20 protein-coding genes and 3 pseudogenes are annotated in these 26860 nt (G+C 49.0%); 7 read left to right on the forward strand and 16 right to left on the reverse strand.

Features of this window, described 5'->3' with window-relative positions; all coding sequences use genetic code 11:
- Window positions 1-9: 9 nt before the first annotated feature.
- The 5 genes from DFQ01_RS28785 to DFQ01_RS28805 are packed head-to-tail and all read left to right on the forward strand — an operon-like array spanning window position 10 to window position 5396.
- Window positions 10-1224, forward strand: coding sequence for a YheC/YheD family endospore coat-associated protein (locus DFQ01_RS28785; RefSeq protein WP_110047384.1), 1215 nt, complete (start codon window positions 10-12; stop codon window positions 1222-1224).
- The gene (locus DFQ01_RS28790; protein ID WP_110047385.1) at window positions 1221-2597 is read left to right on the forward strand and encodes a YheC/YheD family endospore coat-associated protein; all 1377 of its coding nucleotides are present in this window, start codon (window positions 1221-1223) and stop codon (window positions 2595-2597) included. The genes DFQ01_RS28785 and DFQ01_RS28790 overlap by 4 nt, the downstream gene beginning before the upstream one ends.
- The gene (locus DFQ01_RS28795) at window positions 2587-3741 is read left to right on the forward strand and encodes a YheC/YheD family endospore coat-associated protein (protein WP_110047386.1); all 1155 of its coding nucleotides are present in this window, start codon (window positions 2587-2589) and stop codon (window positions 3739-3741) included. The genes DFQ01_RS28790 and DFQ01_RS28795 overlap by 11 nt, the downstream gene beginning before the upstream one ends.
- Window positions 3742-4260 (forward strand): GNAT family N-acetyltransferase, encoded by a 519-nt coding sequence (locus tag DFQ01_RS28800; protein WP_110047387.1) that lies wholly within the window; start codon window positions 3742-3744, stop codon window positions 4258-4260.
- The gene (locus DFQ01_RS28805) at window positions 4242-5396 is read left to right on the forward strand and encodes a YheC/YheD family endospore coat-associated protein (RefSeq protein WP_110047388.1); all 1155 of its coding nucleotides are present in this window, start codon (window positions 4242-4244) and stop codon (window positions 5394-5396) included. The genes DFQ01_RS28800 and DFQ01_RS28805 overlap by 19 nt, the downstream gene beginning before the upstream one ends.
- A gap of 341 nt (window positions 5397-5737) precedes the next feature.
- Here DFQ01_RS28805 and DFQ01_RS28810 read toward each other — a convergent pair whose 3' ends face one another.
- From DFQ01_RS28810 to DFQ01_RS28820, 3 genes are all read right to left on the reverse strand, one after another.
- The gene (locus tag DFQ01_RS28810; RefSeq protein ID WP_245946925.1) at window positions 5738-7048 is read right to left on the reverse strand and encodes a D-alanyl-D-alanine carboxypeptidase family protein; all 1311 of its coding nucleotides are present in this window, start codon (window positions 7046-7048) and stop codon (window positions 5738-5740) included.
- Between the two features lie 93 nt (window positions 7049-7141).
- On the reverse strand, window positions 7142-7492 hold the full coding sequence (locus DFQ01_RS28815) for a hypothetical protein (RefSeq protein WP_174812769.1): 351 nt from the start codon (window positions 7490-7492) through the stop codon (window positions 7142-7144).
- A gap of 321 nt (window positions 7493-7813) precedes the next feature.
- Window positions 7814-8788 carry an aldo/keto reductase family protein gene (locus DFQ01_RS28820; protein ID WP_110047390.1) on the reverse strand — a complete coding sequence of 325 codons (975 nt, stop codon included), beginning with the start codon at window positions 8786-8788 and terminating at the stop codon, window positions 7814-7816.
- 204 nt (window positions 8789-8992) lie between these two features.
- Between DFQ01_RS28820 and DFQ01_RS28825 the strand changes: the two genes are divergently transcribed.
- Window positions 8993-9415 (forward strand): GNAT family N-acetyltransferase, encoded by a 423-nt coding sequence (locus DFQ01_RS28825; RefSeq protein ID WP_110047405.1) that lies wholly within the window; start codon window positions 8993-8995, stop codon window positions 9413-9415.
- Window positions 9416-9514: 99 nt separating this feature from the next.
- Here DFQ01_RS28825 and odhB read toward each other — a convergent pair whose 3' ends face one another.
- The 8 genes and pseudogenes from odhB to DFQ01_RS28865 all read right to left on the reverse strand — a co-directional run.
- Window positions 9515-10762 carry a 2-oxoglutarate dehydrogenase complex dihydrolipoyllysine-residue succinyltransferase gene (odhB, locus tag DFQ01_RS28830; protein WP_110047391.1) on the reverse strand — a complete coding sequence of 416 codons (1248 nt, stop codon included), beginning with the start codon at window positions 10760-10762 and terminating at the stop codon, window positions 9515-9517.
- 5 nt (window positions 10763-10767) lie between these two features.
- Window positions 10768-13635, reverse strand: coding sequence for a 2-oxoglutarate dehydrogenase E1 component (locus DFQ01_RS28835; RefSeq protein ID WP_110047392.1), 2868 nt, complete (start codon window positions 13633-13635; stop codon window positions 10768-10770).
- A gap of 319 nt (window positions 13636-13954) precedes the next feature.
- A complete protein-coding gene (locus DFQ01_RS28840) occupies window positions 13955-14983 on the reverse strand; it encodes a Gfo/Idh/MocA family protein (RefSeq protein WP_110047393.1) in 1029 nt (342 codons plus the stop codon).
- Complete coding sequence (locus DFQ01_RS28845) at window positions 14983-15765, reverse strand: sugar phosphate isomerase/epimerase family protein (RefSeq protein ID WP_110047394.1); 783 nt, start codon at window positions 15763-15765, stop codon at window positions 14983-14985. Before DFQ01_RS28845 ends, DFQ01_RS28840 begins: the two co-directional genes overlap by 1 nt.
- A 181-nt stretch (window positions 15766-15946) precedes the next feature.
- A complete protein-coding gene (locus tag DFQ01_RS28850) occupies window positions 15947-16846 on the reverse strand; it encodes a hypothetical protein (RefSeq protein WP_174812770.1) in 900 nt (299 codons plus the stop codon).
- An 89-nt stretch (window positions 16847-16935) separates the two neighbouring features.
- Window positions 16936-18246, reverse strand: coding sequence for a hypothetical protein (locus DFQ01_RS28855; RefSeq protein ID WP_110047396.1), 1311 nt, complete (start codon window positions 18244-18246; stop codon window positions 16936-16938).
- 117 nt (window positions 18247-18363) lie between these two features.
- Complete coding sequence (locus DFQ01_RS28860) at window positions 18364-19182, reverse strand: DUF2935 domain-containing protein (RefSeq protein WP_110047397.1); 819 nt, start codon at window positions 19180-19182, stop codon at window positions 18364-18366.
- A 69-nt stretch (window positions 19183-19251) separates the two neighbouring features.
- Window positions 19252-19638 (reverse strand): annotated as a pseudogene (locus tag DFQ01_RS28865) (manganese catalase family protein); the annotation flags it as partial.
- A gap of 345 nt (window positions 19639-19983) precedes the next feature.
- On the opposite strand from DFQ01_RS28865, the gene DFQ01_RS28870 reads away from it, so the two are divergent.
- On the forward strand, window positions 19984-21075 hold the full coding sequence (locus DFQ01_RS28870; protein WP_174812771.1) for a DUF3800 domain-containing protein: 1092 nt from the start codon (window positions 19984-19986) through the stop codon (window positions 21073-21075).
- A 119-nt stretch (window positions 21076-21194) separates the two neighbouring features.
- On the opposite strand, the gene DFQ01_RS28875 is transcribed toward DFQ01_RS28870, so the two are convergent.
- The 5 genes and pseudogenes from DFQ01_RS28875 to DFQ01_RS28895 form a co-directional block, all read right to left on the reverse strand.
- The gene (locus tag DFQ01_RS28875) at window positions 21195-21581 is read right to left on the reverse strand and encodes a recombinase family protein (protein WP_174812772.1); all 387 of its coding nucleotides are present in this window, start codon (window positions 21579-21581) and stop codon (window positions 21195-21197) included.
- 85 nt (window positions 21582-21666) lie between these two features.
- Entirely contained in the window at window positions 21667-22557 is an 891-nt protein-coding gene (locus DFQ01_RS28880; RefSeq protein ID WP_110047400.1) for a hypothetical protein, read from the reverse strand.
- Window positions 22558-23633: 1076 nt separating this feature from the next.
- Window positions 23634-24986: an IS4 family transposase gene (locus DFQ01_RS28885; protein WP_110047401.1), complete on the reverse strand. Its 1353-nt coding sequence runs from the start codon at window positions 24984-24986 to the stop codon at window positions 23634-23636.
- 282 nt (window positions 24987-25268) lie between these two features.
- Window positions 25269-25727 (reverse strand): annotated as a pseudogene (locus DFQ01_RS28890) (transposase domain-containing protein); the annotation flags it as partial.
- A gap of 99 nt (window positions 25728-25826) precedes the next feature.
- A pseudogene (locus tag DFQ01_RS28895) lies at window positions 25827-26088 on the reverse strand (IS66 family transposase); the annotation flags it as partial.
- Window positions 26089-26860: the final 772 nt, after the last annotated feature.

The raw sequence follows: 26860 nt of genomic DNA on the forward strand, positions 1-26860 counted from the left end.
AGGTAGACTATGGATCGGTTATGGCTGCTGCTGGCCGTCTTCATTACACGCCTTCCCGCTTCGCTCATCGGCATACGCTCCAAGGATGCCGAATCCACAGCTCGCAGCCGAATGCCAGAGGATCGGCTTCTCCGAATGCTCACTGCTGCTGGCGCACAGCAGCGCATTCGAGTTGTTGTGATCGATGCCAACTATGACGCCGCGCACAATGGAGTTATTCAAGGCTTCGAGCGAAAGAACGGACGGTGGGTAACCTGCACCTGTCCACTGCCTGATCTCGTCTATGACCGCAGCTTCCCGAGCAGCGCAGAAGAGCGAATCCGTATTCGGCAAGCGCTGCGATCGTTAATTCAAGCAGGCGTTCAGCCGCTCAGCAGTGAGCTTCCCGACAAGCTGCGCGTGCAGGAGGCGCTCCAGAGCCATCCAGAACTCGCACCGCTTCTACCGCCTTCATGGACCTATCGAGGCAAGGAGCAGCTATTATCGCTGCTGAAGCGTCATCCGGAAGGCTTATTCTTGAAACCCGCAGCTGGTTCGCAAGGACGCGGAGCGCTGCGCGTTCAACAAGTCAATGGTGAAACGATCGTAGAAGGACGTACGAGAGCTAATCAGTCGTTCTCCTTTCGATATACCGATGCACAAGAGGCAGCCGCTCGCCTGGAACGGTTCGTCGGCTCAAGCCGCTTTATCGTACAGCCGCTGCTTCCGCTAGTAGATAGCGATAATCAACCACACGACGTCAGACTTCTCATGCAGAAAGATGATCGAGGCCATTGGCGCAGCACCTGTGCGGTGAGCCGAGTTGGCCAGATCGGCGGCGTTACCTCGAACCTGCATGGGGGCGGCTCCGCAGAGGATGCAGAGCAGAGGCTCTCCCGACTGTTCGGCAGCAATAAGGCTCAAGCTCTGCTGCAGCAGATTGGTACAGCAGGACAACAAGCGGCGCCGCTCATTGAACAGCACTACGGTCGGTTCGCTGAATTCGGATTTGACTTCGGACTGTCGCAGAATGGCAGGCTATGGCTGCTGGAAGCCAACTCGAAGCCAGGTCGACAATCGTTAAAGCTGACCGACAATACGCAAGCAGAGCGATTATCGGCCAGTCGTCTCCTGTCTTACGCACGTAAGCTTGCCGAAGGAAAGCGGCTCAAATCAAGAGCTTCCAACGGTCATGACCACTATGCCCTGTTTCCATCGGACTACGTTCAGGAGGTTCATCCATGAGTTTGACATTATGTAACGTGCAATTCTCGGAACAATCCGACCGTGTCGTCTATTTATCGAATCCGGTGCTGAAGAGCCTTGATGGCCAAAAAACGGTGCACATCAAGCTCGGCAAAGAATCGATCACAGCAAAGGTCAAACCGTTAAAACGTTCGGGCAATTATATGTATCTATCTGCAGGCGTTCGCCAATCGATTCGCGTGCCAAAGTCGGGCAACGTCTATTTGCTGCAAGGCAGCGGCAATGAGCTGCAGCTTGGTCCTTTGGTCGGCGTCTTGTGCGATTCGGGCTTCCGATCCGATACGATGCCGTTTGGTTCCCGTACCAGCTACATCCGTCAGCTGCTTCGTGCAGGCGAGAAGAAAGCTTATTTGTTCGCCTTCACTCCGCGGGATGTAAACTGGCAGCAGGAGACGATCAACGGCTACTTCTTGAATGGATCGGGCGGCTGGATTCGCAGAGTCGTACCCCTGCCGGACGTCGTATACAATCGCCTGCCTAGCAGACGTGCGGAGACGACAGCTGCAATCGTAAATTTCCGCGAACGGTTCATTAAACGCAATATCCCGTTCTTTAACTGGACGTTCTTCAATAAATCTGATGTGTACAAATTGCTCGATAACGATGTTGAGGCACTCAAACATCTTCCGGATTCGGTGTCACGGCCAACGCCAGAGAAAATCAAAGAAATGCTTGAGAAGCATCAATTCCTATACTTTAAGCCAACAGGAGGAAGCCTTGGCATCGGCATTTACCGTCTTACGTATCATCCCAAGCGCGGCTATTTCGCCCGCTATCGCAAAGGCGGCAGCAACGTGCTGCTCCGTTTCTCGAACTTCAACTCGATGATGCGAATGCTGCAGGGCAATCATGGCGTATCGCTTAGCAATTACGTCAGCCAGCAGGGTATCCGCCTGATCGAGATTGACGGGTGTCCAATCGACTTCCGCTTCCATATGCACAAGAACATTAACAACGAGTGGGTGCCTGCAGGCATCGGAGCGAAGAAGGCTGGACGCGGCAGCGTCACGACGCATGTTAAAAACGGCGGATCGCTGATGACACCTGAGCAGGCGCTGTCCCGCGTATTCGGCGATCGTGCCGACGACGTTTTGGAAAAAGCAAAGCGTGTTGCTATAAAGCTGTCCGAAGCAATCGAACGGAATTATACGCATCGACTCGGTGAGCTGGGTCTCGATCTTGGCATCGATAAAGATGGCGAGGTTTGGATGTTCGAAGCGAACTCAAAGCCCGGTCGTTCGATATTCAAGCATCCGGCATTGAAGGAGCAAGGCCGCGCCTCCCTCGCTTATATTTTGGACCACTGCCTGTACCTGAGCCGGTTCCAGGGAGGGAAAGCAGATGGATCATGATTCCAAGCAAGAGGATAAAGCAGCGGAGGTTCAAGCTCGTCGACCTGTAATGGCCATCCTTACCATTGAGGACGACATATTGCTCTTTCGCGGCAACCGAGAGAACTTCGCTGACATTATCAACACCGGGCGCGACATGGGGTTCATCGTCTACGTCTTAACCGTCAAAAACTTGAACCTGTCGAAGAGCCAGCTTGTCGGTTACTCTTACAACGAACGTGATGATCTCTGGTATAATCAGCACTTCCCATTCCCCGACGTTATCTATAATCGGATTCCGCTGCGCGAAGATGAGCTGCTCCCTTCTGTACGCGGCAAAATCAATGCATGCATGAAGCACCCGAGAACCCAGCTGTTTAACCCGACCTTCTTCAACAAATGGAGCCTGTTCGAGTGGCTCCGTTTGTCGAAGACGACAAAGCCCTTCATCCCAACGACGAAGCGAATGCTCTCTCAGACTGGGTTGACTCAGCTCATGCGGCGGTACAACTATTTGTATCTGAAGCCTGTCAGTGGTAAAGCCGGCAAAGGCATTATGACGATAAAGGTACTTCCCGAGAAAAGTTTACCTTACCGGCTTCGGATTCAAATGGATAAAAAGAGCGTCACGTACAACTGCGCGACGATTCCGAAGCTGTGGACGCGAATTCGGAAGCAGAGCATGGGAGACGCCTATATCATTCAACAGGGCATTTCGCTTGCGACAGTGAACGAACGGCGATTCGATCTGCGTGCGCTGATTCAGAAAAATCAACGCGGACAATGGGACATTACCGGTGTAGGCGCTCGTGTCGCTGGCACAACGAGCATTACGACACATGTGCCAAGAGGCGGCAGCATAGAGGATCCCGAGAAGTTGCTCGTGCAGTCGTTTGGTGAAGATGAAGCGCGTAAAATTATGATCAAAGCGAAAAATACTTCTCTCTTGATCGCCAAGCAGATCGAGCGCGGCTCCGGTCAAGAGCTCGGCGAGATGTCGATGGATCTTGGCGTTGATCATACGGGCAATGTATGGTTCTTCGAAGCAAACGCGAAGCCGATGAAATTCGATGAACCGCATATTCGGAAAAAGTCACTGGAGCGTATATTCCATTACGGCCTGTATTTGTACGGCAGAAAAAAGACGAAGATCGGAGGGGCGTAAATGGACATTGTGCGGTTAAAGCCATCGCAATGGCTGCAATGGCGCAGCCGCCTCGTTTCATTCGCCAAACGTTTCGGTGACCGCCGGCTTACGGCCGGCGGTCTTCACGCCCTGCAGCATGCAGGCGATCCCCTTCAAGGGGTCGCCTCTTCGACGATTACCGTCGCGATTGCACATGAAGCAGGTAAGCTCATTGGCTTTGCCTTCGCGAAGGAAGCCGGCGAGGCCGCTTGTGTAATCGCTGTCCGGCCGGAGGCACGCGGACACGGAGTTGGCCGTAAGTTGATCGCGGAGTTAATCGAGGCATGCGATGGCAGCTTATGCTGTTTCGTTGCCTGCGATAACGCGGCGAGCATGCAATTATTTTTCCGGGCAGGCTTGAAAGCAGTTGGTCTTCATACGGGACCAACCGGTAAGCCTACTCTTCGATTCGAGACGGATGGATTCAAGAAAAATCCAGATGTTCAGCAGCCTTCCCTGCCTGTAAAGGAGGCAAACGCATGGCAAAGCCCGTGCTAGGTATTTTGACCTTATATTTGAACGACAGCGGTGCGCTCGAAGAGCGTCCGATCTATCAGCGTATGACCACCGCGGCGAAGAAACTCGGATTAGACGTATTCGTGTTCACTCCGCGCGATGTTAATTATAAAACGAATCGGATCAACGCTCAGTTCTATGATTCGGAAACGAAGAAGTGGTCGAAGCGATGGACTTCTTTCCCTAACATGATCTACGATCGGTGCCGTATCCAGAAATCGAGCCGATTCGATGAGCTGCGTCGTTTCCGTCAGCAGTACGGCCATCTGACATTCCTTAATCGGCCGCTGCGGAACAAAATGACCGTGCACCGCACGTTATCGCGCGACAAGCGGTTTTCGAGTAATTTGCCAAGCTCCCGCATGTATGAATCGATCGCCGATCTGAATGCGATGCTTCGCAAACATTCGCTCATCTACTTAAAGCCGATTAATGGGACGGGCGGACGCGGCATCCTGCGAATCGAGCGGATCGACAACGACAAAGTGCTGCTGCAAGGACGTGACCAGCAGCGCCGCATCGTCGAACCTCAGCGAATTGCCATTTCGGAACTGTCATCCAAGCTGTCCTCGTGGAGCTTAAAGGAGAAACGCTACCTCGTGCAGCAAGGCATTCCGATCAAGCTGCCCAATGGCCGCGTGCACGATTATCGGATGCTCGTGCAGAAGGATGGCGAAGGCGTGTGGCGTGTAACAGGCTGTGCGGGACGTATCGGGGCACAGAATAGCGTCACATCTAATCTGCATGGCGGCGGCCATGCGGCAACCATGGACACCTTATTGAAGCGGTGGATCAAGAACGAGTCGAAGATCGATAGCGTAAAGAATGACGCGGAACAATTCGGAGTGCAGGTCGCTCAGTATCTCGAGCAGTCGTTTGGGCGGCTGTGCGAGCTTGCGCTGGACCTTGCAATCGATAAGCAAGGACGCGTCTGGCTGCTTGAGGTGAATCCGAAGCCAGCACGTGAAGTGTTTATTGAGGCTGGCGACAATAAGACGTATCAACGTGCGATTACGCGTCCTCTGGAGTATGCGCTGCATCTGTACGAGACGGAGAAGAAGAAAAAGACGGAAGTGAAAACGTCAAGTCTTGAAGATGAGCTGCGGTGGTACGACTAGGAGCTTCGCAGAAATGCAAAAGTGCGTGGCTTCGCCAATAGCGCGGCCGACTCTCCGCAGGTGAATGTTTCTTCCGATCGCTGTTGTGTCCAGATTGTTCTGATTAGAGTAGATCAGAATAGGTAACAATCCGGACACAAAGGCGAGCACTTCGTTTCTCCAGAAATCATTCACCTGCTCCGTTCCGTCGCGCGCTCTTCGTCGCTTCGCGACAATATTTAGGGGATATCGGCTGAACAGGTTTAGATTTTCCTGTTCGGCCCCTGTTGTTTAAAGAAGATACAAAAAGGCTGAACAGGTATTAGACTTTCCTGTTCAGCCTTTAGTGTTATAGTTACTTATTACTTATAGAAACGGTATTGGGTTGTGTCGTTGCGCTTGCGTATGCGGTAGACCATGGTGCCGCCGGCAAGGATGCCGATGAGGCAGGTGCCTGCAAGGGTCCACGTACGGCCTGCTGTGCCGCCGTCTTTCTCGACTGCTGTTGTTGCGTCAGAAGTCGAGGAGGATGCTGCGAGCATCTTCACCTCGTCGCCGTTATGTGATACGAGGAAATGCCCAGCTATTGTAGCTCCTTGCGATGTGTGCACATGTATTTCACCCGTTGTATCGACGAGTATATCCGGCTCCTCGCCTTTGGGCACAACCGTCCAAATCGCTTTCTCTGCCGTGTATTCAACGTTCGGCATGCCTTCCATATGGTACGATTCATTCTCGTCGAACAACATCTTTGGTTCAAATGCAGCAAATCCGTAGTCGAGCATGCTGCGCATGTCATTATACAGCTGATCGCTCGAAGGCGACTTCAGCACGACGCCGATGAGCTCCATGTCGCCCCGCTTAGCGGATGCAACGAGCGTCTGGCCTGCTGCAGTCGTATAACCGTTCTTAATGCCCGTGGCGCCTTCGTAGGTGCCTAGCAGCTTGTTATGGTTGATGAGCGTTGTCTGCCACGTCTCACCTGTCCAATTGACTTTCTTCGTACCCACCAGCTCGCGGAACTTTTCATTTTGCATCGCGTAACGGGCGATCTTCGCCATATCCTCTGCCGTCGTGTAGTGCTCATCATCAGGCAGACCATGTGGATTTCGAAATTGGCTGTTCATCGCTCCCGCTTTATCACGCACGAATGCATTCATCCGTTCAGCGAATTTCTCCTTCGAGCCGTCGATATGATCCGCAATTGCCGTCGCCGCATCATTGCCTGAGTTGACCATCATCCCGAGCAGCAGCTGCCACATGGACATCTGCTCGCCTTCCTCCAAATATACGCGCGTTCCTTCTTCCCACCGCGCATCTTTGGAAACGGTTACAGTATCAGAAACATCGGCAGACTCAAGCGCGACGATAGCCGTTACGATCTTTGTGATACTCGCGGGATACATCTGCTCCGTTGCATTCTTCGAATACAAGACCATTCCCGTCCGTCCGTCGATCAGAATCGCTGACTCCCCTACAACATCTGGCTTCGACACGGCTTCGACTGCCGGTTCCGATGGCTGGTCACCTACAGCTTCAGAAGCAGTAGGCGCAGCCGCCACAACAGCAGCAGCTGGTGTCTGCATGCCGATAAGCATGACAAGTACGGCTGCGAATGCGAGCCGTATCCAGCTTGCCTTATATCGAATCTTAGCGCCTATGTGAATTGCCACGCCTATCTCTCCTGTCTCCTCCGTTTTACCGCAGATGCCTAATTACAGTACAGTATACGCGTCTCCATCCCGTGCAAGCACTAAATGATGCAACTATAAGCCTGTCTCCATCTCTTCACGCTTCGCAACACTAAATCCCAGTTCAATCGCTTCCGTCAGCCACAACATTGCAATGAGACCAACGAGCGAAGCAGCGACCGATACCGGCAGCGACCAAATGACCTTCGGATGGGTGAAAAACGGGATGAATGAGATCGCCATAATTGGCGGTGCGTTCCACTTCATCTTCGTAATCAAACCAATCATCACAAGTGCGTTAATGAAGAACATCAGCGGGCCATGGTCAATCGTATAAAGCGTCGTTCCGATGCAGGCACCGATTATAGCGCCAATTGTAATGTTTATTTGTGCCTTGCGCTCTTGTGAACGCATCATGAATAACAAACAAAATGCTCCGAGTGTGGGGAAAAACAAAGTATGTACATCCGGAAACTGAGTTGAAGCCCAATAAATAAACATCATGTACAAACTAGCCATAATTGCTCGAATCTTAGACATAACTCAACCTTTCTTTACAACTATTAAAGCCGTAACCATTTAGATGGGTCTTATTAACTAGAATCTATTGTAAAAGACTGGACTGGATATCGTCAATGACTAACGATTGGCAGAGCTGAGACACAACGGTCTTGACACACCATTATGCGCTGCAAAAAAAACGCATCGGGCCGCTGCCCCAATGCGTTTATATACCCCGTATTAAGTTTATCTAAGCGGTGCAAAATGTGCTACTTGGCCGAGCAAGCGATCGATTTCTGCCAAGACAGCATCCTCAAGCTTCACACCTACCGCCTTCACATTCTCTGCGATCTGCTGCGGACGAGTCGCGCCGATAATCGCCGAGCTAACGTTCGGCTGACGCAAAATCCATGCCAGCGCAAGCTGCGACAGCTTCAAGTCGAGCGAGCCTGCCAGCTCTTCCAGCTGTGCAACAACACCAAGCACTTCATCATTCATGTAGCTGTTGATGACGAAGTTAACCGACGAGTCCGACGCACGAGTACCTGCTGGAATTGGTTGTCCTGGCTTGTATTTGCCCGTCAATACCCCCTGTGCCAGCGGCGAGAAGACCACTTGTCCAAGCCCTTCGCGTTCACTCAGCGGAATAACTTCACGCTCGATATAGCGCTCGAACATATTGTAGATTGGCTGGTTCGCAATTTGTGGACGGAGATTTAAACGACGTCCGATCTCTACTGCTTGTCCAATCTGCGCTGCGGACCATTCGCTGACTGCCGAATACAAAATTTTACCCTGAGCCGTCAGATCATCCAGTGCCCGCAGCGTCTCCTCTACAGGTACCGTATCATCATAACGGTGACAGAAGTAAATATCGATGTAATCCACGCCGAGACGGCGCAGACTCGCATCACACTGCTCCATGATGTGCTTGCGGGACAGTCCGCGCTCGTTCACATCGTCGCCCATCGCGAAAAATACTTTGGTCGACAGCACATAGCTGCTTCTCGAATAAGGTTTCAGCGCAGCGCCCATTGCCTCTTCGCCTGCGCCGCGGTTGTATGCGTTTGCTGTGTCAAAAAAGTTAATGCCATTATCAAATGCTGCTCGAATACATTTGTCGGCCGCATCGCGTTCCGCTGCCGTACCATACGTCAGCCAGCTGCCAAGACCGATCTCACTTACTTTCAAACCGCTGTTTCCAAGACGTCTATATTGCATCATACTATCCCCTTTCTTCTATGCTATTGTAGCGAATCAAAGAGCTGCATGTAAGACGTGAAATGTTGTTGCGTAATTGACAGAAAGGATAGCTGCTATACTTGAGGTAACTAGTCCAAGGCAATTTGCATTCAGTGATCCAAAATGGTACAACTACCCTAGCCAAGCAATACGATAAACAACGAGAGGATAAGGATAACCATGATCGAAGTCAATCGTGTACAGTCCGATCAAGAATTGAATGAAGTATACAGCATCCGCAAAAAAGTATTCGTCGACGAGCAAGGGGTGTCGGAAGAGGAAGAGTACGACGAGCACGAGCAATCCGCAGCTCATGTGCTGGCTACTTATAACGGCCAGCCTGCAGGAGCAGGACGCGTTCGCCTCTTAGATAACGTTGCTAAGCTCGAGAGAATATGTGTCCTGCCGGAGTACCGCAAATTTGGCGTTGGAGCTGCCGTTACAACCGCGCTGGAGGTAGAGGGCAAACGTCTAGGCGCCCAGAAGGCCAAGCTGCATGGTCAGACACAGGCTGCGCCATTTTACACGAAGCTGGGGTATGAGACCGTCTCGGATATATTCCACGAAGCTGGCATCCCACACGTGGTCATGACGAAGAAGCTTTAACTGTAACATCGATATGAAGTAAAGATATGAAGCAAAGAAGCCATCCGCTCAAGTGAGCAGATGGCTTCTTCTATATTGCAATGCCGAGAGCTAATCAGATTAGCCTTCGAGCAGCAGTGTTTCTGGATCTTCGAGCAGTTCCTTCACCTTCACGAGGAAGCTTACAGCGCCTGCGCCGTCTACGATACGGTGGTCGTAGGACAATGCGATGTACATCATCGGACGGTTTTCCATGCGCTCTGCGTCGATTGCAACCGGACGGATTTGAATTTTGTGCATACCGAGAATGCCGACTTGCGGAGCATTCAGGATTGGCGTCGACAGCAGGGAGCCGAATACGCCGCCGTTCGTAATCGTGAACGTGCCGCCTTGCAGCTCGGACAGGCTCAGCGAGTTGTTGCGTGCTTTCACAGCGAGGTCAACGATGCTGCGCTCGATCTCAGCAAAGCCGAGACGGTCTGCATCACGAACTACTGGAACAACAAGGCCTTCTGGAGCCGATACCGCAATACCGATATCATAGTAGTGCTTCTCGATGATGTCGTCGCCGTCGATTTCTGCGTTAAGCAGCGGGAACGCTTTGAGCGCGCCTACGACAGCTTTCGTGAAGAAGGACATGAAGCCGAGGTTCACGTCATGCTTCTCTTTGAACTTGTCCTTACGACGTTTACGAACGTCCAGGATCGCCGTCATGTCGACTTCGTTGAACGTCGTCAGCATTGCTGCGTTGTGTTGTGCTTCAACCAGACGTTTCGCAATCGTCTGGCGGCGGCGCGACATACGCTTGCGCTCTGCTGGCTTGCCGGCTACTGCTGCAGCCGGAGCTGCTGGTGCAGGTGCTGCCGAAGGAGCCGGAGCAGCCGGTTTGTTCGATGCGGATTTCACGTCATCGGAGTATACACGGCCGATTGGATCACGCGTAGGAACGGCATTCAGATCGATACCCTTCTCACGTGCCAGCTTGCGTGCTGCCGGCGATGCATTCACTTGCGATGGTTCTGCAACCGCTACAGCCGCTGCTGGTGCACTTGCAGGAGCTGCTGCTGGAGCAGAAGCCGCAGGAGCTGGTGCCGCCGCCGCTGCAGGTGCTGCTGGAGCAGCCGCTGCGCCGGAACCTGCACCGATCGTACCGATAACTTCACCGATTGCGACCGTGTCGCCTTCTTGCTTCAGAATGCTAGTTACAACACCGTCAGCCTCTGCACCGATCTCGATGTTTACTTTATCCGTTTCAAGCTCGAGGAGTACGTCACCTTGACGAACTTGTGCTCCTTCTTGAACGACCCATTTGGAAATCGTTCCTTCTGTGATCGATTCTCCCATTGCTGGTACGATAATATCACTCACTGCTGCTACCTCCCATTGCTATATGTCAAGCTTGGTTTTTGATCAAACGTCAATGTAATAATTTGCTGCTGCTCGAATGCGTGTACATGCTGGAAGCCTGTTGCTGGGCTCGAACGATCTGGACGGCCGATGTAGCTGACGCTCGCATCTTTCGGAGCTACAGCACGCAGACGAGGTTCCATGTAGAACCAAGCGCCCATGTTTTGCGGCTCTTCTTGTACCCAGATCAGCTGCTTCGCATTCGGGTAACGCGCAATGATCGCTTCGATCTCTTGCTGCGGGAATGGATACAACTGCTCGATGCGCACGATGTGCAGCCAGTCGTTGTCTTTATCTTCCGATTTATCCAATGCATCTTCCAGATCGATTGCCATCTTGCCTGTGCAGAACACGATGCGCTTCACATGCTCTGGTTTGCCGCCAAGGCCTGGCTGTTCGATTACCGTACGGAACTCTGTTCCTTCAGCGAACTCCGATGCCGACGAAGCGACACGCGGGTTACGGATCAAGCTCTTAGGCGACATCATAACGAGTGGACGCGATGCTTCCGTGCCTGCGATTGCCGCTTGACGGCGAAGCAGGTGGAAGTACTGCGACGCGCTGGACAGGTAAGCTACTGTCCAGTTCTCTTCACCAGACAGCTGCAGGAAACGTTCCAGACGTGCACTGGAGTGCTCTGGACCTTGCCCTTCGAAGCCGTGTGGCAGCAGCATGATCAGGTTCGACTTCTGCGACCACTTCGAACGGCCAGCCGAGATGAACTGGTCGATCAGTACTTGTGCCGTATTCGCAAAGTCGCCGAACTGCGCTTCCCAGATCGACATCGTCTCTGGCGAGTGAACATTGTAACCATATTCGAAACCAAGAACCGCCGATTCAGACAGCGGGCTGTTATGGATAGCGAACGATGCTTTCGCTTCTGGCAGCTTGTGCAGCGGGCAGAACGTTTCGCCTGTTACCGCATCATGAAGCACGAGGTTACGGTGTGCGAACGTTGCGCGTTCTGCGTCTTGACCCGTAATCCGAATTGGCTTGCCTTCCGACAGAATCGTTGCGAATGCAAGCGTCTCTGCATGGGACCAATCGATTTTCTCGCCTTCATTGAAGGCCGTACCACGGCGCTCCAGAATACGCTGCAGCTTCGGATAAACCTTGAAGTCGCTAGGCCATTGCAGCAGATTCGTATTGATCTGACGCAGCTGATCGAGCTTAACGCCCGTTGCGATGCGGCCGATTTGGCGAGCAGCGCGAACGTCCGTGTTCTGATGAACTTGTTCCTGCGTCTCGTTAGCTTTCATTTCATCGTACGCTGCTTTGAGAACGGATAGGACATCCTCACGAATAGCGTTGATCTCATCTGCCGTAACGATGCCGCGTGCGACGAGCTTGGCGCCATAAATATGGCTGACCGATGGATGAGCCTTAACCTTCGCATAAATCGTAGGCTGCGTTGTTTCTGGATCATCCGTTTCATTATGACCATAACGACGATAGCCGATCAAGTCGATCAAGAAATCCTTCTTGAACTTCGAGCGATAGCCCGTTGCGATACGAGCTGCCAGAATAGCCGCTTCTGGATCGTCAGCGTTCACGTGGATGACCGGAATTTCAAACCCTTTAGCAGGGTCACTCGAGTAATGCGTGGAACGCGAGTCACCGCTTTCCGTTGTAAAGCCGATTTTGTTATTCACGATTACGTGGATGGAACCGCCATTGTTATAGCCATTCAGCTGTCCAAGGTTGAGCGTCTCCGTTACGATGCCTTCGCCAGGGAATGCAGCGTCACCGTGCAGAACGATCGCGCCCGCAACTGTCTGATCTTGCACCGGATAGCCTGGCTGCGTGCGATTGTCTTGAGCAGCACGAGTGAAGCCGTGTACGACAGGGTTGACGTATTCCAAGTGGCTCGGGTTGTTCGCCAGCGTAATACGCGTTTGAACCGTCTCGTTCATCTTCAGCTCATGATTCGCGCCCAAGTGATATTTTACGTCGCCGGACCAACCATAGTTGATCCCCATCGAACCTTCAGATGGAACCAAGTTACGGTTTGGCGCGTGATGGAACTCGGAGAAAATCTTCGAGTAAGGCTTGCCAAGCACGTGAGCCAGTACGTTCAAGCGGCCGCGGTGAGCCATACCGAGAAGGATGTCCTTCGCACCGTTGTTAGCCAGCTGCTTGACCAACTCGTTGACGAGTGGAACCGTTGATTCATTGCCTTCAACGGAGAAGCGTTTCTGACCAACGAATGTGCGGTGCAGGAAGTCTTCGAATGCTTCTGCTTCAATCAGGCCGCGGAGCAATTCCTTGCTCTCGCCGCTGGACAGCTTGAAGGATGGAGCGATACGTTCTGCCTGCGCATGCAGCCAATCCCGTTCTTCCTGTACATGAACATGGCTGAATTCGTAAGCAATCGTGCCCGTGTAGGCATTGCGAAGCATACGAATAGCATCGGCGCCCGTGACGGCCGATGCAGGCGCGTTGTACCATACGAGCTCGCCAGGAATATTCGTGAGATCAGATTCTTTGAGATTGTACTTCGCAAGGCTGCTCATGCCAGAGTCAGCTGCTGGTCCAATGTTAAGCGGATCGATGTTAGCTGCAAGATGGCCATGTGCACGAATATTCGCCACCAGCTTACCTGCTGCAACCGCTTTCTTAACCAAATTCATATCTATCGTCGTGCCAGCACCTGTTGCACTCGCCTGTGGCGTTTCTGCTGCAGGCGGCTGACCCCAGCGCTCAAACATTGATCGCGTTTCGGCATCGACTGATGCAGGATCGTTCACATAGCGCTCGTACTGCTCTTGCGCGTAACCAAGGTTCGGACCATAAAAACCTTCCCAAGAGCGTTCTTTGTTATTGTCCGTCGACATGGATGTTAGACCTCCGTCTAGGATTTTGATATTCATTGTGGAGGAAAATCATATTTCATTCCTGTAAACATTATAATATAGCCATGCGGTAAGACTGAAATAACACTTTTGTATGATATCAATCTCACATAGAGATGAATCGGCACACGAGCATCATTTTGTTACCACATCTTAAAAGTTTATAAGCTTTTGTCACATAAACCGTTCAAATTCAGTGATAAAACTGTCTTTTTATTGTGATCATAGCCTGCATTGGTTATTCCTTCTTATGTACGTAAAAATAGCTGCGCAGGTTTCACAATCCTGCACAGCTATCCGCTCAAGATTCAACAGCAACCACTTTGCCTGTCTCCTGCGATTCGAACGCCGCTAGAATGACCTTCAGCGACCTCAATCCCTCTTCTCCGGAAATCGTCGGCTGCTTATGATTCACGATACAATCGACGAACTCTTCGATGACAAAGCTCGGCAGCTGCTTCTCGTTCGTCGAAATCGCTCCCGCTTCAATGTTCTCCCATGTGCCATCACGCAGCTCAAGAATAACCTGCCGATCCGGATCGGTGCCGATCTTCAGTACGCCATTCTCGCACCATAGAATCGTCGAGTTATCTTCCCCGCGATAATACGTCCAGCTCGCAACAAGCGTCCCAATCGCACCGCTCTTCATGCGCAGAATACAAGTCGCATTGTCATCGACCGCCGTGTTCTCCTTATGAAGCGTTCCAACGAATGCAGCTACGTCTGCAACCTCGTCGTTAAGAAGCCAGCGAATAAGGTCGGACTTATGCACGCCCAGATCGCCCATCGCCCCCATAACCGCTTCATCCTTGCGGAAAAACCAGCTGTCGCGTCCATCCAGACTCCAGCCCTCAGGTCCCGGATGGCCAAATGAGGTGCGGAATGAAAGCACCCTTCCCAATCTACCCGACTCCAGCACTTCCTTCGCCTTCACATGCGGAGGCATGAGACGCTGATTATGACCAACCATCAGCAGTACGCCATTGTCCTGTGCAGCCTTAATCATCGCAAGCGCTTCCTGCTCATTCGTCGCCATCGGTTTCTCTACAAGCACATGCGCACCAGCATTCGCTGCCGCAATCGCAGCATCCGCATGCAGATGGTTCGGTGTACATACACTTACAGCATCTACTTCTATCTCTGCGAGCATCGTCTTGTAATCACTAAAGGCACGTGCGCCAAAACGTGCCGCTTGCTCTTCTGCCCGCTCCAGCCTTGGATCGGCAAAAGCAACAAGCTTCACGTTCGGATGATCTGCATACTCCGGAATATGACGGCGGACTGCGATTGCACCGCAGCCGATTACAGCTACTTTAATGGGCTCAGTCATTAAGAAACGCCTACTTTCGTCAGATAATGGTCCTTCAGCCATTGCATACTTGCTTCAATACTATCAAACGGAGGATTCTGGCATACGTCCTGCTCGACGATCAGCCACTCGACTCCCGCACGGCTAGCTTCCTCTAGCACAGCCGGAAGATTCACTTTTCCTTGCCCTAGTTGAAGCGTAACCATGCTATTATCGTCACCGTGCTGGAAATCTTTCAAATGCAGCAGCGGCAGTCTGCCGGCATAACGGCGAATGTAAGCAAGCGGATCTTCGCTGGCATACTGTACCCAGCATACGTCTAGCTCCGACTTCATCGCCTGCTCGCTGATCTGGCTGAACAATTGATCATACACGCTCATGCCGTCCAGCTTCGTCTCGAACTCAAATTCGTGATTATGATAGCAAAATTGAAGACCTTGCTTATTTACTTCATCTGCCGTCGTCTTAAAATATTCAATCAGACCGCGCCAATCGTCAGCGCTCTGCCGATCTTGTGGTTCGATATACGAGCAGGGCATATAACGGGCTCCTATTGCTTTAGCATATGCAACTTCGCCTAGAAGGTCATTCCGAAGCCGAGTCAAACCAACATGTGTGCTGAAGGCTTGCAAACGAAGCTCGTCCAGCCATGCGCGCATTTGCTCCGCCGGCACATCAAAGTAACCCGCGAATTCCACTCCTTCATAGCCGAGTTCCTTTACTTTGCGAAGTGTCCCCAGCACGTCCTTCTCCATCTCATCGCGCAGCGTATACAGCTGCACGCCAATTCCCATTCGTCGCATGCCAGCACCCTTCTTTCATCTTGTAACGTTATGTATGTCTGATCCTTATGGATTGTAGAATCCGATAGACTTCTGAACAGCATTATTTATTGTCGCCGGGTATCTATGGAAACATACGAGGGGCCGCCTCAAAAAAAGTCTCTCGACCTTCTGAAGCAGCCCCTATGAACATGTCAGTGACTCAGTTATTCATTTCTTTCTTGTGTTCGTGGACGACACCTAAGATATGTTTATTGCTGCATGCATAGGGGTCTGCTAGGAAAGGCATATTGTCACGCTCCGAATAGGCCTCTCTTGCTGCCTGCACGATCCGTTCGCCGTTGTAATAAAAATCGTAGCTCCACACTGTTTCTCGATTGAATCCGTTCGACTCATGTCCTTGGATTGCTGTATTGTACTGCTGCTGCAGCTTACGAGCGAATTCCGCTTGCTGCTCTGTGAGACTGGATAAGCTTGCCTCAAACTCATTCTTCTCGTCGCGGAAATTCACGCAAAGCAGCGGCCCGCCGGCGAGTACGGCACGGTCCGTCTCTACCGAGCCGAACTGTCGCGACTGCTCGAACAAATTCCAGCATGCCGCATGATAGCCTGGATGCCGTACAACCACGGAATCGAACAGAACAGGAACGAGATCCAGCCATTGATCACGATTAAGCTTATCTGCCCACCAGAACAGGAATTGATGTGCGCCCTCATTGCGCCTTGCTCCAATGAAACCGCCGTTGAAGGTCCCCGCATGGAGAAATTGGAGCTCTCGATCATAAGAGGAAGTATAATTGGGCTCGCACAAGCGTGGCGTTAACACAATCGAATGACGTTCGAGCGCTTCGACTGCTTCGCGCAGCGGCCCATACAGCTTCATCGTATGATCGAGGTAAATAACCGTATCAGCATGCGTTTCGTAAGAGAGCAAATAAGCAATGAATGAACTTTTGACCGCTTGATGGGCTTGCGAAGCCGACAGCTTGAATATAAACGCTCTGAAGTCAGGAATGCCGATGTCCTTCATCAGAATGACGCGATCTAGCCAAGGGGAATGCGCAACCGTCTCCGGTACCCAATCTTCTATAAGTCCCAGCACGAACTTCGCCTCCGGGTGATAGGTCCGTACCGATTGAGAGAGCTCCAATACATGCGAAAGTCGTGCTAAAGTTGCTGTTGTACAAACAATCATCGGGATTTCACGCTCCCTCGGTACAGCGCTGTTAAGTTCCCGAATGGTCTAGCGTGCTTATGACTAACCGTATAAGACCTGCTTATGATTTTTTTCGAAGCGCCGGATCTTCTAGCTCTAGCATGCAGCAGTTTGACTGTCGCAGTTGATGCCATCCGGCTGTGTTTGTTTCGGTTATGCAGCCTTACTTTCTTTTCTCTCTTAATCATGGAGCGGCTCTGAGGCTTCTTCCTACGCTGCCTAACTAAAGAAGGCCGAATGGCAGATTGATCGAGACTCGGCTCCGGCTCAGCCATCACTGCTGGCGGTTCTTCACCGAATATACCCCATTCGAAAAACTCGTTACTGAGCTTATAGGGATCCGGGTATTTCTGCTCCAGAAACAGATTGTTTCGGTAGATCAATCGAATGGAGGAATTGATGGGTTCACCACTGTTGTAAAACTGATAGCTCCATGGCGCTGAATAGCTGCGATCCCAGCCGAATCCATCCAATCGAGCTGTGTACTGCTTAATCAGCGTTGCAAGCGCAGGATGCTGCTTCGCATATTCCGGGTCATTTGCATTCCTCTCTTGTTCGCCGATCCGATCAAAATGCTTGATATAAAGCGTCTCTCCATTCGCACGAAAATGGCTGTACCCAGCTTGCGTAATTTCGCGCTCATCGTAATTCCCGCTAGCCACGTTATAGCCAGGATGCTTCAATACCTCGACGCCTTCGAATAGTCCTGGAACAAGGTCCAGCCATTTGGGTTCGACAGGTGTCTGCGGCGCACGATCGTTCTCCATGAAGCTGTATCGTTCCAGCCGCTTGATCCACCACTGAACAAAGCCTAATCCTGACGTTGTCCGACTGACGGCGATAAGACCAGAATGGTAGGCGCCGTTTCCGACATCATGACTTTCAGCACCCGTATAGAGATGCTGAGGGGTTAACAGCACGGAGCATTGTTCCAGCCTCGACCTCAAATCACGCAGTGGGGCGAGAACCTCCATACCGTGATCGAGATACAGCACTTGCTGTTCATTCGGATAATGGGTAAAGATGTAGTCGATCAGCAGCGCCTTGGCGAAACAAGAAGCCTCTCGGGCCGAATATTTGAATATGACCTGATCAAAATTGCCCTGCCACGTCTTACTTGCAAGAACGACCTTATCGAAGAAAGGATATTCGGTATGATCCTGGTCGGTGTACCGCTCCAGCAAGCTGACGACGAACCTCACATCGGGATTGAATCGTTTGATGGACTGTGCCAGCACTTTCGCTTGGGCAAGATTGTTCTTGGTTACAACAGTACCTATTATCACAGACTCACCCCACTCCTTTTACCATCGCTCCTCATCCAGCTTATGTGCGTTTGTAATGGAGGTATAGGCAAAGTAAGCAGTAACGAATGCCTGTTTTGCAGGATAGGAAACTATTCGCTACCCTTCGACCCGCGGCTTTGCCGGGTCGCAGTTCGGCGGAGGCACGACACCGGTCGCCGCCAGCTTCGTCAAATAGTAGCATTCTTCTCTAGCCATATGATCCGGCATGAGCGGTGTAATGGTATCAAGTACGGCCGCAGAGAGCTCCAATTCCTCAAGCTCCAGCAGAAACTTCGTGAATAGACGCATCTCCAGATCAATTTCGGCATGAAACCGGCGGAATGCAGGAAAGTCACGAAGACCCGTACGCATATACCCGGCCATCTCGACCGCCTTCAAAAACAATGCATTAAAGTGTCTCTCTAATGACGTATATCGTTCAATAAGCGAACGCTCCACCCGATCAAGCTCCATTAAGATAGAACCAGCATGACCCGATGCATCGGGAAGCCAGACCATATCGTAATGAAGCGGCTCATACAGCGGCACCGGTTTTCCCGCTAACAGCACTTGCAGAATGCGAGCGTATTCGTCCAGCTCATTAACCATATGGTTGAAAAAGGTCGGAGGCAGACCCACTGTCACTTTGCCTAGCAGCAGCCTTTCAAGCAGCGACAGCTTAAACGCCTTAAGCTGCATAGCCGCTTCATAGGCCTGCTTGGAAAGCTCCCCTAGTGTCGTTCCTCCTGACGGATTACGTGCCTGAGACAATAACGTATCGAATACGATGATCCAATGCTGAGCCTGCTGCACGTCATTCGTTTCTTTCGGAGACAATGCATTGAGAATGAATCGACTATGATCCCCCAATATTTGCAGCCAGAATCGGTGCTCGAACCAGGCAGCCGCTTGTTGTGCATCGACAGCGATGTTCATTCGAATCCCTCCTGTTATCATAACGAAAGCCGCAGAGTACTCTCTGCGGCCCATTTTATAACGATCGAATCAAAATATTTTCTTTTGTTCCCGATCCGCCTTGATAATCTCAACGGCTTCCCTGAAGCGCAGCGAATGGACAATCTCGCGTTCGCGCAGAAACTTCAAGCTGTCCTGCAGATCGACGTCATCGGTCATGTCGATCAGCCATTGATACGTTGCTCTAGCCTTCTCTTCAGCAGCGATATCCTCGTAGAGGTCCGCGATCGGGTCGCCTTTGGCTTGGATGTAGGAAGCTGTCCACGGTACGCCCGACGAGTTCGCATAGAACAAGGCATGATCCCGCTGCGCATAATTGTCGCCAAGTCCGGCTGCCTTCAGCTGCTCCACAGTAGCGTCCTTCGTCAGCTTGTAGACCATCGTCGCAATCATCTCTAGGTGGGCGAATTCTTTGGTACATCATTGTTATATGTAATTTCTTAAGTACTGTATCTCAAGCCACGTTTTCGGATATGAAAAAACAGACACCACCTTGAACTGGTAGCCTGAATGCGGTACTAATTGTTAACAGCTCATCATGTAAGAGTGGTTTCTCTGCAATTTATCCTCTGTAGCCCGTAGCGCATTTGCTGCCTTAAGCTCCGGTATCATCCTCCTCGATATCTCCCAATACTACTACGCGTTCTATTATTGACCAATAGTTTCACTTCCAGTAATAATGAATAGATGTACCAAGGGAATTGACTGGTTTATTACCCAAGTGCAATAATATAAAACTCTTACTTTACAAGGGGGATTAGTGTGGAACTGTCAAGTGTGGAGCAGTCACCGGAAAATAAGAAACTTATTAAAATTGAAAATGAAAAGAACAGTCTCCTCCAACAACTAGAAGACGGTGACCTGCGAACATTAACTGCTCGGGTTGCTTTAATCTTAAATCATTATCCAGAAACACGGGATTCAGACCGTCTTCTCACATTACAATATTGGGAAGTATTTCAGAACGAGCTCTATAACAAAGGAGTTATAACAAAAGAGGCGTTTCTAAAACTTGAACAACAGAGTGATATTAAACGGGCACGCGCGAAAATCCAAAACGATTTTGGCTTTTGTCAAGCAAGTGATCTCATTCGTGGGCGAAGAGCTGCTAGAGAAGAGCAGTACAGAAACTCTCAAGTTGAACTTAGTGAAGATGCTACGCCTATCACATACATCTTTTGTGATGAGGCCGGAAAAACACAAGACTATATTATTGTAGGGAGTATGTGGGGGCATGGTTCTTCCTTAGATACACTTCGCATAAAAATCAAAGATTTAAAAACTCGCATTAACTGGACGATTAAAGATGAATTTCATTTCATTAAAGTAGACAAGAAAAACATCTCCATTTACAAAGAGCTAATAGATTTAGTTGCTGATCATTCTGAAACAATTGGTTTTAAAGCAATATGCTTTAAACAAGTCGGATCGGCTTTAAAACCTGACGATATTGTTACAAAACTATATACCGCAGGAATATGCGACGGCCTTCAACACGAAGTCGAGACCGGACGAATTGCCTTACCTCGAACACTTAATATTATGAAGGATGAAGAAGGTGGAAAGGATAAGTTGTTAATGGAAACTCAGCGTATTGAGCTAAGAACTCATGTCGGCGTACAATTTAATAACGCAGTGAATTTAGGGTACTTCAATTCAGCTCCATCCACATCTAGCCACTTCCTACAACTTGCAGATTTATTCACTAGCTGTCTAGGGAGAAGAATGAATGTATCCAATGGTACAAATGCAAAGGATGAGCTCGCTAAATATTTTTTCGAAAAGTTTGGAATTGATTCCGAAACATTTACTACTGATAAATACGATTTTATAAACATCCGATTCTTAAACTAAGTAGCAGTTTGTCTGCAGTTATTAATAGTCTTCTACTATACAAAAACCGGACCTCATACGGCCGGTTTTTGTATAGTAGAAAGCTAGCTATCATCCCACCCAAAGAACAATGATTCATTCTACATTGGACTTCTTTGAAGTGCCCGATCAAGAAGATTTATCCCCTCGTACATAACAGACAGCATTGGATTATTACTATCAATGCCACCATCCAAACTAATTACATGGCTCTCTGAAGCCTTTACAAAAGAAAAGAATTCCGCTAATTCAGTTACACTTCTATATATTCTATCTGGACTGACTACTACCAGAGTTACTTTGCCGCTAGATAATTTTTGAATGACCCTATCAAATTCTGGACGATGTTGACTTGTGCTAAATCCATTATCAATGTAGATCCCTGAAAACTCATACTCCCGTTCAATAGCGAACTTATTTAGCAATGTAAGTTGATGCAAATCAGATTGTTCAATACTACCAGTCCGTACATACCCAATGAACTCCACACAACCCACCTTCTTTCCACTTAATGAAAACGGAAGTCGTTGACTTATGGCAACAGCTAGTAGCAGTTACTCTTCGTTTGATTAATCAATTTTTATGTGTAAAAAAATATACAAAGTTAATATATACTCTACTAACCACTTCTGTTTCCTCGAAGAACCAGGGAATTACAAAGAGCTTTTGAAGTTTATAGTCATCACTCTCAGATTGAGGAACATGGCTTCCAGAAATATGCATACTTCTATTACGCAATTCGTGATAAGTGCTCGCGATATCTCCGAGCCGTCGATAGTCATTACCTATTGCCTGAAGGATAGGGAGCGTTGCTGGTGAAGTCTGTTTAGTAAGCTTATTCATTTTTAGTTCAAAGGTATCTGTAGAATGTACAAATATACCGTCATTCTTTAGTAACCTCTTTATATGCGTAAATATATCCTTAAGCACTCTATCCGTAAGAAAATTCACCTCTTGCAGAAATTCTCCAATACCGCTATCTATTCTTGGTGAATAATTAGACGTGAAAGTTGGCCCTAAGAGTTGTGTAGCGTAATTACATCCCATAATAAAATCAAACTGTTCTTCTATTTTTGCCAGACCTGATTTCGGTTGCAGACTTCTCATCAATGCAGCAGCCTTATTTTCTGACATATTCTTCAAATCAGGAATTTTGGAATATAAGCCCGTTAAATCAATTACTACCTTACTAAATTTTTTACTTTGTCTAGTTTTGCTTAAAAAACATTCAAGGGCTTCTGAATCGATATCTACCAAAACAATTTCATCAAATGCCGCTTCCAAATAATCTATATCCACATCGTTACCATTTCCTGCTCCTAATAATAATGCCTTGCCACCAAGAGGTTTATATATTTCTGAAATTCGATTAAAGATCCCTCTATATGTACGTCGAAGGCTAGACCAGTCATTCCAACAATCTCTTGTATCCGCGTTAGCGTTAACATGTGCTGTTGATAACATTATATACACCTCTCTCTAAATAATAATATCATTTATTTATACCATAACTTTACATCACCCTCCTAGTTATTATCAATTGTCAAAAAGCATGCTTATGCGCACAATCCCCGAATTTATTTATTTATAAGCCAATAAACCCTTATAACTGTTTTGACATGTGCCCATTTTGATTTAATGATTTATGACACAATATAAGGGAGTGTGACTTCATTGAAAATCGGTTATGGTCGAGTTTCGGCTAAAGACCAAAATCCAGAAAGGTAGCTCGTAAAGTTCCACGATTTAGGCATCGGCGATCGTTACATCTTTGTCGATAAGATAAGCGGTAAAGATTTTAATCGTCCACGCTACCAGGCAATGATTCTTGTGCTTCGGGAAGGGGAATTGCTATATCTTGACGCCTTGGCCGTAACTACGACGGCATCATCGAGCAATGGAAGTACATTACCCGCGATTTAAAGCAGATATCGTCTGTCTGGATAATGAGGTATTGTTCGACAGCCGTAGATTCCGAACAATGGGTGGTTTTAGTAAAGTAATGAAAGATCAATTTCTGAGCCTCCTCGCCTACGTAGTAGAGCCAGACCACTAGAATAACCGGAAATGACAATCCGAAGGAATCGCTGTGGCCAAAGCTGCAGGCCAAACATTCGGTCGTCCTAAGAAAGCTATCGCTCCCGTCTTCAATCAAGTCTATCAGGAGTGGAAAGCCGGCCAACTAACAGCGGTTCAAACGCTTCATGGCTGCTACACATAGAAGGGGCTGTCCCAAAAGTAGGTCAACTCACTGATAAGCTAGCTCAATTTATTGAAAAAAGTAAAAAAGGCGGTTCAGGGGGTCATCCCTGAATCGCCTTTTCGATTCTTCTATCAACTGCCACCTTCTTGAGCAAATTATGGGCAAACGAAAGCCAACTTCAGCAACAGGCACAATCTCAGTTGCAAGCCCAGCAAGGATTTGAAGCCCAAGCTCAAGCCCTAGCACCAGTGGAATTTACAAATGCAAGCCGCAGTACAGACCCAAAACGAAAAGATAATTTTGAACGTTGGGAATATGACCGTTGCAGATTATTGACTCAACTTTCGCAGCTTAAATTACCGAACAAACCCCTGATGTACAAGAGTAAATCGGCAATCCACTCCTGTAGTTGACACAATACATTCTGTTTACTAGCCTTGTTCGTTGCTCCTGCCAAGTTTAAAAATAACGTCATCAGCTGTTGGAGTGCGCTCTGGTAGTCCAAGTCACGAACTTCATCCGCATACAAGAAAAACAGCCCACCAAGCGTTCGTGTATCTCCGGCTTGCCGTCGCTCAAATTCCATCACCAGGTAGCGACTAAACACGATGGTCGTATGGCTGATCAGCATATCATAGGAACGGCCTTGAAACTCGGTTCCTAGTTTCAAATAGCTTTTGGTTACTTTAAAGAACGTCTCAATGCTCCACCGCATGCCATAAATGCGAACAATCTCGTTCGGTTCTAAATTAAGATCTGTGCTGAGAATGGCCAGCCATTCTCGCCGCTTATTACGATTTTGAACGAAGACAAGTTTAATAGGCATACCGCAAGAAGAATGGACAATGACAGAGCTCCAAATGGACGTTTGCTTGTTCTTGGGCAGGGTCCGGTAAAGTTCACTTAACGTCAGTCGATGTCCCTGGTACATGTAGCGTTGTTTCATTTCCTTGACCATGCCAATCGTAGCGAGACCCTCAGCTGCGAGTCCTCGAATAAGTGGCATTTGAGTAAACCAACTGTCCATCAGTACGTAATCCGCATGGAAACCAGCTTTTAGAGCACGTCCAATCATGCCAAGGGCAGCATCCGGCTTACGCGTAAGCGCCTCGACACGACGCTTGTACCCATGACAGCGTTTCGTAATCGTTGTCGTCATCTCTGTTAGACGATTCAAAAGTTTGGAAGATGAGAGCATGACAAAATCAATCGGAGCAAAGCTGAAGCCGTCGGACCAGCCAAGCGTGAGCAAGGTGTATCCTTTGGTAAATCGGCCTGTTGTATGGTCGAACACACGAGCAAGCAGTTCTGCCTTCTTACTGCGATTGCGTTGAAGCGTGGAATCGTCCAAAATAAACACTTTTACACGCTTGGCTGACGTAAGCACGGTAAACTGCTTCACCACCGTCAAACTGAGTGAATGAAGAAAGGCCCGCCATGCAAAGCGTGGATGATTCAAGAAACGGTAGACCACATCTTTGCCTGGCAAAGATGCAGCACGGCTGCTCTCTAGCAGTCGAAACCAATTTTTACCCTCGAACACAAGTGAGAACAGCAATTGAAAGACAGCGAGCGCAGAAAGACCAAATGACTTGCGGATACCCGCTTGACGAAGCAGATTGCCGATTTTCAAAGTATGAAAAACAGACGAAAAGCGAGACTGGTCAGACAGGGAACGATGGTGTACCATGGAGTTACACACCTTTCTTTGTTTGCATGGTTGCTAGTCACTTCCATGATACCAAACGAAGAAGGTGTTTTTTTTGTCAATCCAATGAGAAAGTATGGTTCAATCCTTACAGCCACAAGGTATTCAAGCTAATTTGTAGGTGCGAAAGTTGAGTTAATTATCGAACACCTTCAAGTTTTGCAGCCAGTCGTTGGAGAGTAATCGGCGACTGGTTATTTGTCGTGTAAGCGTAAAATATATCCCACACCTAGTAATCAGGATGTGGGCTTTGCTATGCTTAAGTTAGCTTTTAAAGACACGGCAGGTCAGCGGAATCTTCTGCGACCACGGCATGAGATCGTCCAGCGCCTGCGGATTCTTCGGATCTTCAAAGAACAGGCACTTCAAATATTGAAACGGGTTTAACCCGTTCTCCTTCGCCGTTTCAATCACGCTGTAAATCGTCACGCTCGCCTTTGCACCGCGAGGCGTGTTGGCGAACAGCCAGTTCTTCCGCCCAATCACAAACGGCTTGATCGACCGTTCACTTCGGTTGTTGTAAATCTCCAGTCGTCCATCCTTCAGGAATGCCGTCAACTTCTCCCACTGGTTTAAGCTGTATGTAATCACCTCACCCAGCTTGCTCTTGGATAGCACTTTCCCTCGCTGCTGAAGCAGCCATCTTGAATAGGCCTCCAGCACTGGTCGGCTTTGCTCCTGTCGGGCAGCATGGCGTTTTTCCTCTTTCAGCTCACGCTCGATCGGTAAGCGTCAATAGCCCCCACCTTGTCATTCAAGTTGAGGGCTGTTTTCATGTAAAGGCTAAGATTTCAATACGCGGCAGGCCAGTGGCAGCGTCGGTCACCACTGGAGCAAGCTGTTCAAGGCAGCGGGGTCAGTCGGATCGGGAAGCTACGGGAAGTTGCTGGAACAGATACCTCAAGTATTGGAAGGGGTTTAACCCATTTTCTTTCGCGGTCTCGATCACGCTGTAGATATTAGCGCTTGCTTTCGCTCAGCGCTGCGTGTTCACAAAGAGCCAGTTTTTGCGACCGATGACGAACGGCTTAATCGACCGTTCACTCCGGTTGTTATCGATCTTAAGCCTTTCATCCTTCAGCCATCATCCCACCCAAAGAACAATGATTCATTCTAAAATGGATTTCTTTGAAGTGCCCGATCAAGAAGATTTATCCCCTCGTACATAACAGACAGAATTGGATTATTACTATCAATGCCACCATCCAAACTAATTACATGGCTCTCCGAAGCCTTTACAATGCGAATACGTGGCATAACTCGACCCAACCGCCTTCCATGCTAGTTTCCTCACTGTTTATTTGTCACCCGTCAATAGTTTATAGATCAATGATCTGTATAACATATTCTTTCCCTGCAGTTTCACTCCATCGTATAAAACTTTTCTGGGAATGTGACATTGTTTTGTCCCGCATGAATTATGAGTCGTAGCTTATGATTATGAATGCATTCCAACCGATAACAAAAGAGCCGGGGATGCTTTCCCACAGGCTCTCATCATTAAATTACCACACTTCTATATTATTATCCATAAATATAATGATTTTAAATAAATACCAGCTTTAAAAACAGAGTATCTATAAGACCGGTTTAATACATTGCTCTGACCACAAATGGATCTGTTTTACTCTATACATTATTTGTGATACATGCTTATTCATGCAGATTATGTATGCGTGTTATAATAAGATCTATAGAGTCTTATTGAATATCACTAGCGTTGCATTAATGTTCTCTGAATCTTCATAACTTTCAGTCTTGTCTAAATCAGCGCATAAAAAAATCCTTTACAATAGATATGGTAGGTAGCCCTGTCCATAATCCAATGAAAGGATTAGTCGCATGGACAAGAATAC

Source organism: Paenibacillus cellulosilyticus (assembly GCF_003182255.1).
In the GTDB taxonomy this organism is placed as follows: domain Bacteria; phylum Bacillota; class Bacilli; order Paenibacillales; family Paenibacillaceae; genus Paenibacillus_T; species Paenibacillus_T cellulosilyticus.

Excerpts from the sequence above, each read along its gene's own strand:
- DFQ01_RS28785 (WP_110047384.1), top strand. The coding sequence starts at position 10 with ATGGATCGGTTATGGCTGCTGCTGGCCGTCTTCATTACACGCCTTCCC.
- DFQ01_RS28790 (WP_110047385.1), top strand. The coding sequence starts at position 1,221 with ATGAGTTTGACATTATGTAACGTGCAATTCTCGGAACAATCCGACCGT.
- DFQ01_RS28795 (WP_110047386.1), top strand. The coding sequence starts at position 2,587 with ATGGATCATGATTCCAAGCAAGAGGATAAAGCAGCGGAGGTTCAAGCT.
- DFQ01_RS28800 (WP_110047387.1), top strand. The coding sequence starts at position 3,742 with ATGGACATTGTGCGGTTAAAGCCATCGCAATGGCTGCAATGGCGCAGC.
- DFQ01_RS28805 (WP_110047388.1), top strand. The coding sequence starts at position 4,242 with ATGGCAAAGCCCGTGCTAGGTATTTTGACCTTATATTTGAACGACAGC.
- DFQ01_RS28820 (WP_110047390.1), bottom strand. The coding sequence starts at position 8,788 with ATGCAATATAGACGTCTTGGAAACAGCGGTTTGAAAGTAAGTGAGATC.
- DFQ01_RS28835 (WP_110047392.1), bottom strand. The coding sequence starts at position 13,635 with ATGTCGACGGACAATAACAAAGAACGCTCTTGGGAAGGTTTTTATGGT.
- DFQ01_RS28840 (WP_110047393.1), bottom strand. The coding sequence starts at position 14,983 with ATGACTGAGCCCATTAAAGTAGCTGTAATCGGCTGCGGTGCAATCGCA.
- DFQ01_RS28845 (WP_110047394.1), bottom strand. The coding sequence starts at position 15,765 with ATGCGACGAATGGGAATTGGCGTGCAGCTGTATACGCTGCGCGATGAG.
- DFQ01_RS28860 (WP_110047397.1), bottom strand. The coding sequence starts at position 19,182 with ATGAACATCGCTGTCGATGCACAACAAGCGGCTGCCTGGTTCGAGCAC.
- DFQ01_RS28880 (WP_110047400.1), bottom strand. The coding sequence starts at position 22,557 with ATGTTATCAACAGCACATGTTAACGCTAACGCGGATACAAGAGATTGT.
- DFQ01_RS28885 (WP_110047401.1), bottom strand. The coding sequence starts at position 24,986 with ATGGTACACCATCGTTCCCTGTCTGACCAGTCTCGCTTTTCGTCTGTT.